Origin of the sequence: Flavobacterium sp. BFFFF1 (assembly GCF_002256285.1) — a bacterium.
Taxonomy (GTDB): domain Bacteria; phylum Bacteroidota; class Bacteroidia; order Flavobacteriales; family Flavobacteriaceae; genus Flavobacterium.
In genome coordinates this window covers 64,699-79,620 of sequence record NZ_NKJE01000018.1, presented here as the reverse complement: position 1 = coordinate 79,620, position 14,922 = coordinate 64,699, and the positions used below count along the sequence as shown (strand labels likewise).

Genomic DNA, 14,922 nt, shown 5'->3' with positions numbered 1-14,922 from the left:
TGAGCCTGATCAAGCCTGTGCTCAGTGACGATAAGGAAAGGATGTCGCAGCGCGATTTCGTCAGCGTGGCATTTTGCACCGGAGCGCTGATTGCCGTGCTCGTGACTTTCCTGATGGTTACCGGCTGGGGTTCGCTGCTGAAGAATAAGAACGAAGTTGACCTGAAAAGGCTTGCCGATAATGTCTCTAAATATTTCAGTGTTGAACTCAATGCCCATGTAAGGAACAGAGCGGTAGTCATCAACGATAAGACACCTCTTTTTGCAAAAATGGAAATCAGGCACAACAGTCTTTGTTTCTTAAATGATTCAGTGGACTCCCGATGCGACGGGTTTCAGGAGCTTACTTCTTTCAACCGTCTCGAGGAATACTTTACCATGGACAGCACGGGGCTGATTGCCTCGAACCGCAATAAGGAAATGCCCGGCATACGAAGGATGTACCGGGACAGGGAGTATTTTAAGCTGCTTAAGGACGTCCGTTATGATGAGGTGCTGACAGGCGTATTATCACGGCGTGATCATAACTATCAATGGATCTATGCCAAAGAGATAGAAGACGGCGGTATCAGCGGAATTTCATTTCGTGACAACCTGAGCCAGATCATAAAGGTCCCACCCGGAACCGCTTTCCTGATCGTAAAAGGCAACGGTGATATCCTTTTCCAAAATGACCCCGGAAAAGTACTGCGCGGCAACCTGCTCGAAGGGACCAGTAATGAAGCGGAACTGCTGCGGCTCCTTGCGGGCAACGATACCGGTACATTTACGACGGAGTACCAGGGCGTAAAGTACCAGATGTATGGGCAGAAGCTCAGGAACGGTGCAAACCCTATTGCAGACAATCCCATTTATGTTATTGCGATGCGAGACCTTCGATTCCAGGAAAGCCTGTCGCTGTTCTCGTTCTCCAACACTTTCCTGATCACGTTGCTTTATGGTGTATTCATCATGCTGCTGATGATGGTGTACTCAGCAACGCTGTACGCAGGGAGACTCAGTGTATTCTCAAAGCAGCATTTGGCTTACCTGTTTCCGGACAATAGCCGAACGAAGGAGTACCGTAAGCTTTTCGAGATAAATAGTGTTGTAATCATAGCCATCGCCGCAGCCTCATTTATATTGCCGGCTTCGATTGCGCTGTGGTTATGCCTTATTACCGGTGTCAACATTGCCTTCCTGAATTTTGCATTGCTTAACAACAACCGCTTTACGATAAAGAAATTGCTCAATAAGACTGCATGGCTGATCGCACTGAACGCCGTATTGGCATTTATAGCCATCTATAATGGTTATTTTGTGATCGCATTGCTTGTCACCTTCTCGGTACATTTTGGCATTATCGCCCGATATAAGAAACTGAAAGTAAACGAGCAAGCCGTCGGTAACCGCACAGAATGGAATAAAGGCATCAATAGGAAATACTATAGCCGGTTTTTTACGATGGTGCTGTTGAAGCATTTCGGCTTGCTGCCGTTCCTGCTTTGTACTACGATTTATATTACCGAGTTAAATGATATTTCCGTCTGGTACTGTGCTTCAGCCGATGATGAAAAAGGAGCTTGTATTATTGAAGCCAATGGCTGTGGCTGTGACCCGAAGCCTGTAAAAGAACTGACCCATGCGGATGTACTTGCACGACATCTCGATATAGGCTTACTGGGCCGCCCGTCCAATGCACAACTGGAAAGTTTTAGCTTTACAGATCCAAGACCCATTTCGTATCTGAAAACCACAGATGCACTGAGTCCATTAGACAATGTAGAAAAGGCCGTCACGCTGTTGCTGCTGTTTGCGGCGATGTGTATCATTTATCTTTTAACCAAAGGACTGATAGACTATTACAGCAACCGTTTCTTCTTCTTCAGCCTGATGCAGGCGGGATTCGAGCATTATTACAAGGAAAGCCCACCACTTCCCGTACAGCAGGAATGGCCCTGTGAATATGCTGATGATGCCGCAGATTCCGCAGCACCGTCGCCGGAGACAGAAGCAGAAGCTGGGGCAATAAGAGGCAAGCCACCGTTGTTGTTCAGCAAAGACAAACAGCAGTTATGGCCTATGCATAGACAGGAGTTTATACTGCATGAAAACCTGAAGGAGTTTGATGCCAAATATGAGAAGGCCTGGAATGATATCCCGGCAGTACACCGGAATGTATTGTTTGATTTCTCACGGGACCATTTTTTAAACTATAAGAATAGGGACATCCTGATCTCGCTCATGGAAGCCGGTGTGATCAACTGTAATCCGGCAACAGGCCGTCTGAGGGTGAGTAATGAGGTCTTCAGGGTATACATCCTGAATAAGTATAAAAAAGAACCGGAATACATCGCTGATTATAAACAGGAAAGCAAGGACGGTTTTTTTACCAAACTGCGTCTGCCACTGATCATCGTTGCCGTGAGCCTGCTCGTCCTGCTGATGTACCTGAACAAGGAAAGCTTTTCGCAATTGCTGGCGTTTGGAACAGCAATTACAACGACTTTGGGGATGGTGAACAATTTGATGAAGGGGAGCAAACCGGTGGGATAGCGTTACCCTAAAAACGGCGGCGTAAGCTTGTGCCGGAAAGAAAACAATACGAGTCCGACTTTCGACTTGATGTGGTAACGGTCAAAAAGTGCCGCACGGTATGATTCGATCGATTTTATGGAAACGTGCATCAGGTCGGCCATCTGCTCATAAGTAAGCTCCCGTTCATCACATACCAGCGTGAGGAACTGCATTTCCCTGTCAGACAACCTGATTGGCTTAGCACTTTTGTTTTTATTCGGGTCAAAGTTCCGTATGCGCTTCAGGATTTCGGTAATGTTGTTGTAGCCAATCGTAATAACGTTGTCAATAGCGGCCTTCAGTTCCTGCGATGTACAATTCTTATGCAGGAATCCGCGCGCACCATGGTGGTAGGCGCCATTGATGATCTCTTCCTCAAAGTGCTGGGTGAGCAGCAGCATCTTGTACTCTTCATCCCTTTCTTCAATCGCCTGAAGCACTTCAATCCCATTTTTGTAAGGCATGGAATAATCCAGCAGGAAGACTTCCGGTGCGTTGGCCAGCGGAAGCGCCTCGAGGAATTCTTCCCCGTTCTCGAATTCATGGCTCACGAGGAAGTCACCCATCTTTTCAATAAGCTCGCGCAGTGCCTGCCGTACGATTTTGTGGTCGTCGATAATCCCGATGGTTATTTTTTCCATATCATTGGTGGTTAGGGGCAGTTAATGTAATTACGGTCCCCTCGCCGGGCGCCGAAACAATCGAGATGGCGTAACCAATAAGTGCAGCCCTTGCAATAAGGTTCTGCAATCCCATGGATTGCTGCTGCGAAGCTACGGCGGGGTCGAAGCCTTTGCCATTGTCACTAACCCTCATCAGAAAAGGACGGGTCGCTATATCAATCTGGACGTTTCCGGCTTTGGCGTGCTTCAGGATGTTATTGACGATTTCCTGGAACATGCGGTAGATTACGATTTTGTGTTCTGTAGGCAGTGCAATTGGGTGGGTTGGGGCCGAAACCTTAAACTGGGTGCCCTTGTTTTTATTTAGGCGTTGCATGTCATTTTCGATGGCTTTGAGCAAATCCTGTTGGGTAATGAGCTGGTTATTCAGGGCGTGGCTGATGCTGCGGATCGATTCGGATAACTCCGCTACCGATTGGGAGACAGGTTGCAGCAAGGGCATCAGTTCCGGCGCATCGAGCTTGATGTGCTCCAGCTGCAGGTTGATGTACGTAAGCTGTTGCCCGGCATCGTCGTGCAGGTCCTGCGAGATGTTATTCAGGACCTGTTCCTGGGTTTCGACTATAGTTGTGTTTAATGTTTTCTGGAAGTCGATGTCTTTTTGGTACAACTGGGCGGTATACGCTTTGATTTTGGTAAAGTATAGGCGGATCAGCAGCACACAGAAGGCCATGATCAGCGTAACAAACAGCAATCCGATAACAATACCGAAAGCGACTTTATCCATGACGGGCTTTTCGCTCGCGGTAGATATAAATATTGATAAGCACATAGTAGATGATGTTGGCATAAGTTGATACAAAAGACCATAGGTTAATTCCGCCGAAGGGTATTACCATCGTTACTTCATGGGAATAGAAAGCAAAAACGAAACTCATTCCCAGCAGCAGGGTAACGGGAGAAAAAAGTACGATGTAGTTATTGGAGGTAAAGAAATTATACTGCTCGTCTTTAAGGCGGCGATAACTTTCAACAATTAACGAAGTGATATAAAGCAATGCCCCAACGATAAACGTAGTAAAGTTCAGTTTCACGGTTCCCTCAAAGAAAAACAGATTAGCTAACGCAAACGCTGCAAAAAAGCCTATTATCCAATAGCCATATCTTTTCCAGCCGCACAATCGATATAAAAGCATTAGCCAGAAAACATCAAAGAAAATTACGTCGATTGAAACAGCCAGCGGAACGTATTTATCCAGCAGGCAAAATCTTAATGATGAGGTTACCATTTCATTCACGGAGCCTACCACAAGGATCAACAATAAGAGCCTATGCATTTTGTCTTTACCGCGCAAAAAAGCCACACCGTGAACGCATGTGGCTAAAACAAGTAATTTTATGGGGGTCAAGTAAAATGGGATGGGGTCGTGCATTGATTATTTTTTCTTCAATAGGTTCAATAGTAGAGTTGGATTGTCTGAAAAATCATAGTATAACAGCGGCCCATTATTAGGTCTAACTCTAAAGAAAGGGTAAGCATTTCCTGATTCCTCATCATTGAAGACTGTGAACTCAAAAATTGGGTTGCCAGAAATCCTATTTACTTCCACAATACTTTTAAAATTCTGCAACGAATAACATGTCCCCTCTGAAACAAATTCTTTTTTTGCAACAATTAAATTGGAAGGGTCATCGCTTAAATTCACGGAAAGATATCGATCATACTTATCCTCCTCATAGCTACCGCCACTAAGTTCAATTATTCGTTTAATTTCATTGAGGCTTTTTGGCCTGTATATAAGAGTATTTGCCCTTTCCATTCCTTCTTCGTCCAGCAAAAGGGCGTGACTGTTTTCGATATAATATTTTGATTCGATATAGCATAAGTAATCCCTGTTTTCCCTGATCCATGTAGCCTGTATGACCTTATCCGTGCTAAAATTGGAAAGGCAAAAATATTTTCGGCCACTGCCACAGTTATTGTTGGGGACGTCATTTAATGTCGCTTCTACACAATAATGTCCATATTTATCAATCCAATCGTTACGTCGGGTACCCGCCGGAATGCGTTGTAAATTAACTACAAGTATTATAGGCGCCGGAATGGTATTGTTCTTTCTCGTAATTTTCGCAGACACGTTAGTTTTTGTCTCAGTCTCCTCGAAAGTCGCTTTAGTCGTTTTTACATTTTCCCTACAACCAAGGACTGATAAACAAATGCACATCATTATAATCGATTTTCTCATCACTAAAAAAATTAAAAGTTAATAAGCACAAAGTTCCCACACTACACAAAATTCAAACTTCGGTAAAACCCTAGTTTTTAATAATGTTTCCCCTATTAAAGCCGTTGCTGATAAAGTTATTAAAAAAATTAATCCGAATGCGGCAGCATTTGATTTTTAATGCATTAGGGTAAATCCTGAGACGAAGTAGGGGTTTCGCTATGGCGCAGACAGGCTAAAGGAAATAGTTTTGAACTCATAAACCAGATATTAATTTAAACATTAAGATTATGAGAAAAACAATCCTTATTTTATTCCTCGCCATGTTGCCTTCCAGTATGCTGTGCCAGGAAAAACCAGTCATCAAAATGCTGACAGTAACAAGAGTAGTAGCCTCCGGTCTTCCAACGGCTACCTTACACATTAAACCAGCATCCAATGCTGCTGCCATTAATATTCTAATACCCGCTTCCGGTGATGTTGATGCCGCTGTCGCAAACCTGCCCGCCGACAGTTATGCCATCGTATGGCAGACAACTGCTGCTGGTGAAAATTCGAAGCCGGAGGCAGTGCGTGTATACACTGATGCACAAGCGATTGCAGCGCTGGCGACACAGACTTTGAAAGTGTCGGATGATGCAGCAATTAATGGTATGCTTGCGACAGACAGGCTTTTAAGCAACACCAAAGCGGTTTACAAACGTTCATTAATCACTACAAATTTTAATATTCCGATAGCCCGTTTTGACGCTTATAAGCCAGAGTATAACAATGGAAGTCTTGTAAGCAGTGCGAAGGGTAATGTGTCACTGTTTTCGTCCATCGGGGCAGGGTTTGGAATTTCGCTGGGCCGGGCGACGGTTTCGCGTAATAGTGAAGGAAAAGTAATAGACGAAGAGTTTTCGAATACGTTGGGTTTTTTTCTAGGAGTATTATATGAGTCGGGAACCGGCGACAATCCTAAAAACGTATTCGCTCCAACTTTGTCAATTGCCATACTGGATTTTCAGGTGGGAGTGGGTTATGAATATGGTAAAATCGAAGCCAATCAGGAGCGTCCGTTTGTGACAATCAGCTACGGTATTCCCATTTATAAACTGTTTAAAACAAACCACCGGGTATTCCTGGACAGCAAAGGGTTTCCGGTATCCGTTGAAAAGCTTTAACAGGTGAACGAAACACCTCTATGAGGTGTTTTGTTATTAATCACCGGCATTGATTCCGCAATCTAAACCACTGCGACCTATTAATAAAGGAAAGATCAAATAAGTTACCGCTCCTCTGGCTCCCGTACCGCATTCTCATCCGGAATGTCGTTGTCAATGTCATCTTTTTCTTCCTCGGGCTCGTAGTAGATGCTGTAAGCGCTGAGGTGCTGTGCCAGCGATTGCATTCCCTGTAAATGATACTGTTCCATGGCGATAGTATTGGTGCAGCAAAGATGCCACAACATTACCCGGAAGCTTTTACGGTTTAATGCGAATCTGTTACAGTTTACAAATCCGCAGGTGCTGCGGGAAGATGGCGCCCGCATGTTTTTCTACACCTTATTCCCTAACCAGCTTGTGCGTGATAAAGCCACCGGCCGTCCGGATCTTCAGGAGATAGACGCCGCGGTTTAAAGCGCTGAGGTCCATCGTTTCTGCGGTTTTACCGCTACCGGTTTGCTGCCATACCTTCTTTCCGACCAGGTCATAGACATATAGGTCTGCGATCGGTGCGCTGCAGCGTACTTGCACGTCACTCGTAAACGGATTCGGGAAGACCTGGTATGTCGTGTCTTCTAAAACTGGGACCCCAAGCGTGTCTTCCACACCCTTTAGCGTGATGTTGTCAAACCGGTTGTTGCCGCTGTCGCCGGTAACATTGCCTGCAAACGCAATCTGTATCTTGAAATTCGGGTTGTTGTTGACCGCCGCCAGCGCACTGAAGTCTACCTCGATCAACGCGTAGTCTGTAGCCACGTTAAAGAGGTTCTGCGAAAGCCCTGCCTGCGTAAATGTAGTACCATCGACACTGTACGAGAGTTGGTGTGACAACTGCCCTCCGCCGGAACGTTGCGCCGCATAGGCAAACTTAATGTTCTTGTATCCTGTTGTCGGTAAGTCGAACACGAGTGTACGGCCATCCGCAGGATTTCTCACGCGTGCGCCTTTGCCGGACGGTTGGTTCAGGTGAATGTTTACAATCGAGCCCGTACTAAAAGCATCAATATCGCGTGGGCCGGTTCCGGTGTACGTCATCACCGGTGTGGCGGTGGCTACCTGGCTGTAATCTGCCGGGATGGTTACGACGTCCTGCGGTGTTTGCAGTGTGTTGAAGTGCCAGTAGTAAAGCGCCTGCTCGCTGTTCAACACTTCAGAGAAATGCGCGATGACTGAGGTGGCCTGCGCGATCTGCAATACGATTTCAGCGTTGGTCGCATCAGGCGAAATCGTAGCGCCATCCACTTCCCAGTGGTCAAACTGGTATCCGTCGTTTGGCTCGGCCTTCAGTAGCGTGTCGATGTTGCCAAAGACTTCGGCGTTGAATGGATAGGCTGCCAGCAATTCAGAGTTCATGCGGATTTTTCCAGTGTTTACGGGTTCGACTTCGAACGCCGCCGTGTAAGGCCCGGTCACATCATAACAGTCTACGAGGCCCGTGCTGATTGTTTGTGAACAGCGCGTCAGCAGGAAGTCGCGTGCTTCCTGTACATTGGCTTCCCAGGTGGCCATGTCGCCGCCCCAGCGTTGGATCTGCCGTGGCATTTCAGGCGCGATGGCGGCCACAATGCTGTCGAACAATGCCGTTACATTCGGGCAGGACAGGTGCGTGTTCAGCAGGTCGGCGTAGCGCGTGATGTAACGCTGCCTGACACCCGGATTTTCATTGATCAGCTTGCCGATGGTTTGCGTATGCCCCACACCCACAGGGATGGTTTCTGCCTGGCACGGATCGGCGTTTGCCGAAGTGTCGTCCAGACCCGTATAATTGGTGTAATGCCCCAACACGCCGTCCATGTCCCACAGTGCATAACGCCATTTCAACGCACCGCCCGAAGGATCGGTTCCGCGCCACCATGAGGTGTTCCAGTTCAGCCAGTCGCGGTTCACCATGTACGAATTCAGTACAAAGTAATCGATCAGGCTGTTGATGTTGAGCTGGCTGTCGACATAGTTGAAGTTCGCTTCTACTGACATGTCGTTGTTTTGCACAAAATCGGTGAGGGTTTGCCAGGCATCGAGTGTGGGCTGGTTCCCGAATTCGGCGTAGGTGCTTCCCCACGTTTTAATGTATTGGATGTATTCGTCGCTGTCGCGGTATTTATAATCCTGTCCGTAGTAGTAATCGGTGTATTGGTTGTCGTCTACCTTTTCCCGCAGGTCATAAATGCCCCAATATTGGCCATTGACAAACAGCGATACAAACGTCGAACGCCTTTCGTCGAGGTCCAGGCCGGACAACTCGGAAAGCTTCTGTACAAACACATCGCGCATGTGCATTGATCCTTCCTGACCGGGGTAGTTGTCGCTGCCCGCGGCTTTGAGAATCAGCCGCTTGAAGTTCGTGCGGCTGCTGGTATCGAAGAACTGGTGTTCGAGGCGTTTCTTGTATCCGTGGTCGTCGCGCGCAATAAAGTCGATGCCACGCTGGTCGTACACCCAGGAGTCGTTGCCATGCTTGTCGAAATCGCCCATGGTTTCGTCGACGAATGCACCGTTGCTCTCAAAATATTCGAAGTAACCGGTGGGTTCGTTTTGGGTACCGCCGAGCAGTTGTGACAGGTCGGCGTCGCCGGAGATGGATACGACGGGTATCGTAGATGTTTCGTTGATGAAATACGAATTGGTTTCGATAAAGCCCGGCAACACGGTCGCCAGTGTCGAGAACGCGCGCGCGCGCACCACTTTTGACTGTGTGACGCTTATTGGTCCGGTGTACAATGGCGATGATGCTGTCGGGGTGGCGCCGTTGGTGGTGTAACGGATCTGCTCATTGGCTCCCGAAGACGCCATCGATACGGTGATTGGTCCGGCGTAGCGTCCCGGCGCGATGCTCAGTGTGGGTTTAGTGGTGTAATTGGCGTAGCCACCTGTATTGGCAGTGCCCGGGGTAGCGTTCTTAAACACGCTCCAGGTCGCGGCGCCGTCTGTGGTACGGCCATAGGAATGGTTGGTCTGTGTCACAAACATTGTGTGCGATTCGAGAATAACGCCATTCGGGTCGGCGAGAACCACTTCGTCACCGTCGGTTTGCGACAGGTCAAAGCTCGCGTGCAACACCGTACCGGACGAAATGTCGCGGTCAGAGCAATACACAAGTACCCGGCTGTTTGGTGGAATGGTGCCATCCTGGATTTGCCATTTTGTGGGGTTGTTGATGTTGTTGCTAAGGTAGTAGCCGGCGAGGTTGAAATACGTGTCCGGGCTCGCATTGTACAGCTCAATCCAGTCTTCGGTCCGGCCAAAACCGTCGTTGAAGTTGCGGTTTGACGCCGAGTATTCGTTGATGTAGATCGGTCCGTCACCAAAATCGATCGTCCCGTAGGTGACGGTGACTTCGCGGCGGTCGACAAAGTTAAATGCGGCATCGCAGCCACTGCCGCCCCAGGTGCGGGAGCAGTGAAACGTGAAATCGACCTGTCCCGTAGATGTGACATTCGCGATCGGGCTGTCCGTGATACTGTACGTATGGGTGCCTTCGGTATTGCCCACGCCGTAGGTCACCGGCGTTTGTCCGGCGGGACCGGAAACGTAGCTTTTCTGGTCCGACATGTACGCACCGGAGCCTGCAGCGGCGACAAAGTCGTAGCTGATGTTTGCGGATAAGATGGTTTCTCCGGCGGGTACGTCTACCTGCAGCGTCGACTGCTCATACGCGGGGGTAAAGCAGGAGTTGACGACGTCGGGGTTGGTCAATGTCACTACGGGATCAATATGGATCGGGTAGACGCGGTTAGCGGCGCGCAGCCACGCGCCATCTACCAGGACTGCTATTTTGTAGCTGTGGTCGTTTACTTTGGTCAATTGGTATGTTCCCTCAAGCGGTTGTGCCCGCTGGTTGCGGTCGCCGGTTTTGCTGTCGGTGATCAGGGGTTGCTGGAACACCATCGCGGTTTCGCCTTTAGGGTTCAGGATGACGAGGCGGCGGGTGGTTCCATTGGCGCCGGGCTCCTGTCGGATGGTGTATCCGCTGGGGAGCTCGATGGCGTCTTCGATGCGCAGTGCGTCAAATTGTGTCGGGAGCACGTCGGCGCTGTTCAGGGTATAGTTGTATTTCAGCGCCTGGTGGTACAGCGTGAGCTGTTGGTCCAATTGGGGCGCAACGTTCTTAAAGATCATGGAGTTGCCGTTGTTCACTGCCGCGGGTTGGCGGATGGTCCGGAACTCCTTTACGACGGCGTTGTGCGACACAAACGTCCAATGCGATTGTTTGTCCATTTGTACGCGCTGCCCGGCAAGGGTCATCGAAACACAGCGGTCACCGAGTTCAAAGAACGGGTTTTGGGCGGGGTATACGAGGCTGTTCGGTTTTTGCGACAGCGTATAGTCGAGCGTGTGCCACTGCCCGTCGTTGGCTTTGTAATGCAGCGGTGTTGAGGAGCGCACGGTGGTTTTGGTCTTGTTGGTGTTCAGGAAGGTGCGGGTGTAGGCGGTGCGGTCCTGCAGCAGCTCGTAGGCGACTTCGTGCAGCGTGGCGCTGTGGGTGGTGGTGCCGAGTTCGGGGTGGGAAAGGTAGGCCGCCGGGATTTCGGGATATTGTTTTTGCTTGTCAGTATCCTGGGCGTTGGCCCATACGGCGAGCAGGAGCAGGCAGGTGGTAAGGTAACGGTGGAGGGTAGTGTTGTGCATGGTGGTCATCGGTTTTGGCCGCTGGTGGCGGTGTGTTGGTGTTTTATGTTGGTACGGAATGGCGTTCCGAGGGTATCAAGATAATGATAATTTGCTTTGTTTCAACCGGGTATGTTTTTTTTTGGGGATGGTTGGGGCGGTTGGGGGCGGGCGTCAACCCGCCCTTACGCCGACCCGGCAATCGAACATCTACGCGTTAAAAGTAGTGCCGTGGACGTGAAATCATGTGCTTAAAGTGGGGATGAAGGATGAATTTTAAATTTTAAATTATGAATTACGAATTGCGCCTTGGGCGGTGCCCATAAAAAAACGCCCCATGGCGGGGCGTACCTCAATAAGCAACATGGTCTTATGGATTATAGCTCGGACAGCACAACGTTTAGCGTGGTGCGGGTGCCGTTGGTGATCAGTGCGTTCACGATCAGGTCTTTGTAGCCGTTCCGTGCGAACGCTACCGGGTATTCCCCGGCGGTGAGGTGCGGGAAATGAAACGCACCGGTGTCGGAGCTCAGCGTGGATGGTTTCCCGGCGATCGCGACGCGTACGTTTCTCAACGGTTGTCCGTCCTCATCGGTTACGGTGCCTGCGAGTGAGCGTTTGCGTACGGCGGGATCGATGATGCTGCGGCACAGGCGGTAGCGCTTGAAGAAATCGGCCTCGCGGAACTCGAGCATCGCGACGTATTTGTCGAGCAGTTTCAGCAGGCGGTCGCCTTCGCGAAACATGGCGTTGATTTCGGCGGTGGAATAGGTGCGGTTGACTACAGCAGTCCGTGGTTCGGGCAGGTAGTTGTCGAGCGCTTCTACTTCGGTGAGGAATTCGTCGATCATCGGCTGTGTGACGCCATAGGCTTCAACATCCTTAATAATCGGGTTGACGAGGTTGACTATGGTCCTTGCGTTTGCGATGAACTGCTTGTTGGTCATGCGGTGGATGCCGGATTTGGAGAACTTCATCATTTGTTCGAGCGAGACGTTGCTGGTGTTGATAGCAAAGACCGTGATGCGCCGGGTAATTTCTGTCGCCTGCGTTTCGATGGGTTCGCGCAGGGCGTCGCGTTGCTGGGTGTAGCCGGTGGTTTGGCGGACCTGGACCTGCGAGGCGGCCTCAATCCGGTCGATGACGGCTTTCAGCTTGTCGTGTACCACGGTGAACTGTGGCATCTGGTTGATAATGGCCACATCGGTGGCGGTAAGGAACCCGGAGGTTACGTTGTACATGTCGAGCTTCCGCTCTTGTCTAATTTTCATGGTAATCCAATTTAAACAGTTAATAGTAAGGTTTTTGTATTGATCTGCTCGATGCGGACCCCATACAAATAGACAGACGATTTTGTCCCAAAATTGTTTATTGAAAAAGTAAGGTTTAACTGATATTTAACGCCGTGTTAAATTGTAATTGCAATGTTTACAGGGTATTGCGGCGAAAACGTTAACATTTAGTGATTATTTTTACGATTTTTGATGTGGTTCGTGCTGCAGAGGGTGCGGATCGTGTCGCAGAGGACGGGGATCGTGTCGCAAAGGACGCGGTTCGTGTTGCAAAGGACGGGGATCGTGTCGCAGAGGACGGGGATCGTATCGCAAAGAACGCGGTTCGTGTCGCAAAGGACTGGGATGTTTGGGAATATTTAATAATTACGAACGTTGAAACGACGCAAATATACCCTCTAGCGGGTATTTCGTGTTTGTAACCAATCCATTACATTTATCCCGATGCGGAAAAGCCGCTGCAAGACCAACCACAAAAACCAATACCAATGAAAACATTCTTATTTTTCGTGACTTTGTTGATGCTGACGGCGTTCGCACAGGAAACGCTGGCGCAGACGGTTACCGACTCGGTACAGCAGAAAGCAGTGACCACCGAAGATGTACCCCAGGAGCCCAATGTGAGCGATGAGCATGTGCCGGTGCCGATGACGGCAACATCTTTTAACTTATCCCTGTGTGTACTCGGATTTGGGCTGTTGCTGATCATCGGGGAGATTATCCTCGTGTACCGATTGAACATTTCGCCCCAGGATACGATTAAGTTTATCATCGTGACACTGATTGTGATCGGGTCATTGTACCTGATTACGGCGGGCTATACGAATAACCAGATTGCGCCGGCGATGGGGCTGTTGGGTACGATTGCGGGTTATTTACTCGGCAAGATGGGTCCGGAGAGCGCGTCAAACAGCAACAACAGCAACACCAATGTTTAAAACTAACACCATGAAAAAAACCATACTACTGCTCTTTATTGTCATGGGGCTACAGGGCTTTGCCCAAAACAAGGATACGATTTGCGAGGTACTGCTGAAGGTGCGTGTGACGAACGCGTATGACCGCACGCCTGTTGCGGGTGCGATGGTTCGTTTAATGGACGACCGTGAAAACCTGCTTCAGGAAAAACCTGCAGATGCCGACGGCGCGGCGCAATTTACTGTCGCCTGTGGCGCACCGTATACGGTGGTTGCCGTGAAGGACGGTTATGGCGGGCGCCCGTTTCCAGTGAACATTCCACCTGATGCGCAGGCCCCGGTACAGCTTGAGGTGCCATTGTCGCCGCCGCTAGGCGCGAGCCCCGGGTACCAATCCGTCGTTACGGTGGTGAATAAGGTTGCGAAGGACCTCCCGATCCGGCTCGGGCCTGAGGGGCAGCAGCAGCCGTACACGCTGCCTGCGAGCGATGTTTGGGAAAGCCCACCATTCCCGGCCGGCCAGAAACTGCGCCTGCAGACCAAGAAGGGCACGACCACCAATACGTTTTATGTATTGCCTGGCAAAGTCTATGTGGTCAGTCTAAAAGGCAAAGTGTATACGGTAGAATTGAACAAGTAGACGTCCGTCACTTCGGGTGATTGCTGTAGCGTGCGGAGGCAATCGTATCGAGAAGTATTTGGCTGTTGATAGTGCGGGTTACGGTTAACCGTAAATTGACACGGAAATTCTGTTGTACTTTTATCACAACCCTGCCTCAGTTTCATTCAGATACATTTTTGCTGTATTAATGTATGGTAAGTGTTTATGTAGAGGAAAATTTAACAGGTTTTTGTTGGCACTTTTATTTTAGTACAAAATATACTGATTTATAAAATTGCATATTTCAAATAAATTGCGTATTCTTGTGAAAAGTTTTCAAGATGGTGGTAAAGCAGTTATCTATCATAAAATCAGGAGTGTTTGCGAAATCGCAAGCCAATCCCAATTTATTCTACATACAGGCCAGTGATTTTGATGATGAAAGGAATTGGAAGAAAAACCTAAAGCCTTCCTTAGTATTGAATCCCAGTTTGCAAAAACATGTGCTTAATAATGGAGATATTTTGTTTGTGGCCAAGGGTCGGATGTTTTTTGCAGTTGTATATAAAGGGGAATATAGTCCTGCGGTTGCGTCGGGCACGTTCCTGATTATAAAAACTGACCACCAAAGATTGATTCCGGAATTTTTGGCATGGTACTTAAATCATCCTAAAACAATTATCTTTCTTGATCAATTATCGAAGGGTAGCTCCATGCCTATGATTTCAAAAAGTGTTCTGGAAGAAATTGAAATCACTTTGCCGACGATAACACAACAAGAGAAGATTACCGAATTGAGTGCGCTTCAGCAAAAGGAACAGCAGTTGCTGACCAGAATTCAATTTCTTCACAATGATTATGTAAATGAATTAACCTATAAAATATTTCAGCAATAG

General features: G+C 48.7%; 13 protein-coding genes. 6 read left to right on the top strand and 7 right to left on the bottom strand.

Annotation, left to right across the window (positions count from 1 at the left end; translation table 11 throughout):
• A partial coding sequence (locus tag CFE23_RS11865) for a hypothetical protein (protein WP_291088282.1) occupies positions 1-2,534 on the top strand: 2,534 nt, incomplete at its 5' end.
• A gap of 2 nt (positions 2,535-2,536) precedes the next feature.
• Here the strand turns inward: CFE23_RS11865 and CFE23_RS11860 are convergent.
• The 4 genes from CFE23_RS11860 to CFE23_RS11845 all read right to left on the bottom strand — a co-directional run bounded on the left by CFE23_RS11860 (position 2,537) and on the right by CFE23_RS11845 (position 5,424).
• Positions 2,537-3,196, bottom strand: a complete 660-nt coding sequence (locus tag CFE23_RS11860) for a response regulator transcription factor (protein ID WP_291088280.1) — start codon at positions 3,194-3,196, stop codon at positions 2,537-2,539.
• 1 nt (position 3,197) lies between these two features.
• Positions 3,198-3,965 carry an ATP-binding protein gene (locus CFE23_RS11855; RefSeq protein ID WP_291088278.1) on the bottom strand — a complete coding sequence of 256 codons (768 nt, stop codon included), beginning with the start codon at positions 3,963-3,965 and terminating at the stop codon, positions 3,198-3,200.
• Positions 3,958-4,515: a hypothetical protein gene (locus CFE23_RS11850; protein ID WP_291088276.1), complete on the bottom strand. Its 558-nt coding sequence runs from the start codon at positions 4,513-4,515 to the stop codon at positions 3,958-3,960. The genes CFE23_RS11855 and CFE23_RS11850 overlap by 8 nt, the downstream gene beginning before the upstream one ends.
• Positions 4,516-4,614: 99 nt before the next feature.
• Positions 4,615-5,424 carry a hypothetical protein gene (locus tag CFE23_RS11845; protein ID WP_291088274.1) on the bottom strand — a complete coding sequence of 270 codons (810 nt, stop codon included), beginning with the start codon at positions 5,422-5,424 and terminating at the stop codon, positions 4,615-4,617.
• A 269-nt stretch (positions 5,425-5,693) separates the two neighbouring features.
• Here CFE23_RS11845 and CFE23_RS11840 point away from each other — a divergent pair, with 269 nt between their 5' ends.
• Complete coding sequence (locus CFE23_RS11840) at positions 5,694-6,569, top strand: hypothetical protein (RefSeq protein WP_291088272.1); 876 nt, start codon at positions 5,694-5,696, stop codon at positions 6,567-6,569.
• Positions 6,570-6,673: 104 nt separating this feature from the next.
• Here the strand turns inward: CFE23_RS11840 and CFE23_RS11835 are convergent, their stop codons facing one another.
• From CFE23_RS11835 to CFE23_RS11825, 3 genes are all read right to left on the bottom strand, one after another.
• A complete protein-coding gene (locus CFE23_RS11835) occupies positions 6,674-6,820 on the bottom strand; it encodes a hypothetical protein (RefSeq protein ID WP_291088270.1) in 147 nt (48 codons plus the stop codon).
• A 130-nt stretch (positions 6,821-6,950) separates the two neighbouring features.
• Positions 6,951-11,237, bottom strand: a complete 4,287-nt coding sequence (locus tag CFE23_RS11830) for a CotH kinase family protein (protein WP_291088268.1) — start codon at positions 11,235-11,237, stop codon at positions 6,951-6,953.
• Between the two features lie 356 nt (positions 11,238-11,593).
• Positions 11,594-12,487, bottom strand: a complete 894-nt coding sequence (locus tag CFE23_RS11825) for a carboxypeptidase-like regulatory domain-containing protein (protein WP_291088266.1) — start codon at positions 12,485-12,487, stop codon at positions 11,594-11,596.
• A gap of 213 nt (positions 12,488-12,700) precedes the next feature.
• Here CFE23_RS11825 and CFE23_RS16595 point away from each other — a divergent pair, with 213 nt between their 5' ends.
• From CFE23_RS16595 to CFE23_RS11810, 4 genes are all read left to right on the top strand, one after another.
• Complete coding sequence (locus CFE23_RS16595) at positions 12,701-12,871, top strand: DUF1720 domain-containing protein (RefSeq protein ID WP_363331596.1); 171 nt, start codon at positions 12,701-12,703, stop codon at positions 12,869-12,871.
• 125 nt (positions 12,872-12,996) lie between these two features.
• The gene (locus CFE23_RS11820) at positions 12,997-13,446 is read left to right on the top strand and encodes a hypothetical protein (protein ID WP_291088265.1); all 450 of its coding nucleotides are present in this window, start codon (positions 12,997-12,999) and stop codon (positions 13,444-13,446) included.
• 10 nt (positions 13,447-13,456) lie between these two features.
• Positions 13,457-14,065, top strand: coding sequence for a hypothetical protein (locus CFE23_RS11815; RefSeq protein ID WP_291088263.1), 609 nt, complete (start codon positions 13,457-13,459; stop codon positions 14,063-14,065).
• Positions 14,066-14,367: 302 nt separating this feature from the next.
• Positions 14,368-14,922: a restriction endonuclease subunit S gene (locus tag CFE23_RS11810; RefSeq protein WP_291088261.1), complete on the top strand. Its 555-nt coding sequence runs from the start codon at positions 14,368-14,370 to the stop codon at positions 14,920-14,922.

Coding starts and splice junctions, on each gene's coding strand:
- CFE23_RS11860 (WP_291088280.1), bottom strand. CDS start 3,196: ATGGAAAAAATAACCATCGGGATTATCGACGACCACAAAATCGTACGG.
- CFE23_RS11855 (WP_291088278.1), bottom strand. CDS start 3,965: ATGGATAAAGTCGCTTTCGGTATTGTTATCGGATTGCTGTTTGTTACG.
- CFE23_RS11850 (WP_291088276.1), bottom strand. CDS start 4,515: ATGCATAGGCTCTTATTGTTGATCCTTGTGGTAGGCTCCGTGAATGAA.
- CFE23_RS11845 (WP_291088274.1), bottom strand. CDS start 5,424: ATGAGAAAATCGATTATAATGATGTGCATTTGTTTATCAGTCCTTGGT.
- CFE23_RS11840 (WP_291088272.1), top strand. CDS start 5,694: ATGAGAAAAACAATCCTTATTTTATTCCTCGCCATGTTGCCTTCCAGT.
- CFE23_RS11835 (WP_291088270.1), bottom strand. CDS start 6,820: ATGGAACAGTATCATTTACAGGGAATGCAATCGCTGGCACAGCACCTC.
- CFE23_RS11830 (WP_291088268.1), bottom strand. CDS start 11,237: ATGCACAACACTACCCTCCACCGTTACCTTACCACCTGCCTGCTCCTG.
- CFE23_RS11825 (WP_291088266.1), bottom strand. CDS start 12,487: ATGAAAATTAGACAAGAGCGGAAGCTCGACATGTACAACGTAACCTCC.
- CFE23_RS16595 (WP_363331596.1), top strand. CDS start 12,701: ATGTGGTTCGTGCTGCAGAGGGTGCGGATCGTGTCGCAGAGGACGGGG.
- CFE23_RS11820 (WP_291088265.1), top strand. CDS start 12,997: ATGAAAACATTCTTATTTTTCGTGACTTTGTTGATGCTGACGGCGTTC.
- CFE23_RS11815 (WP_291088263.1), top strand. CDS start 13,457: ATGAAAAAAACCATACTACTGCTCTTTATTGTCATGGGGCTACAGGGC.
- CFE23_RS11810 (WP_291088261.1), top strand. CDS start 14,368: ATGGTGGTAAAGCAGTTATCTATCATAAAATCAGGAGTGTTTGCGAAA.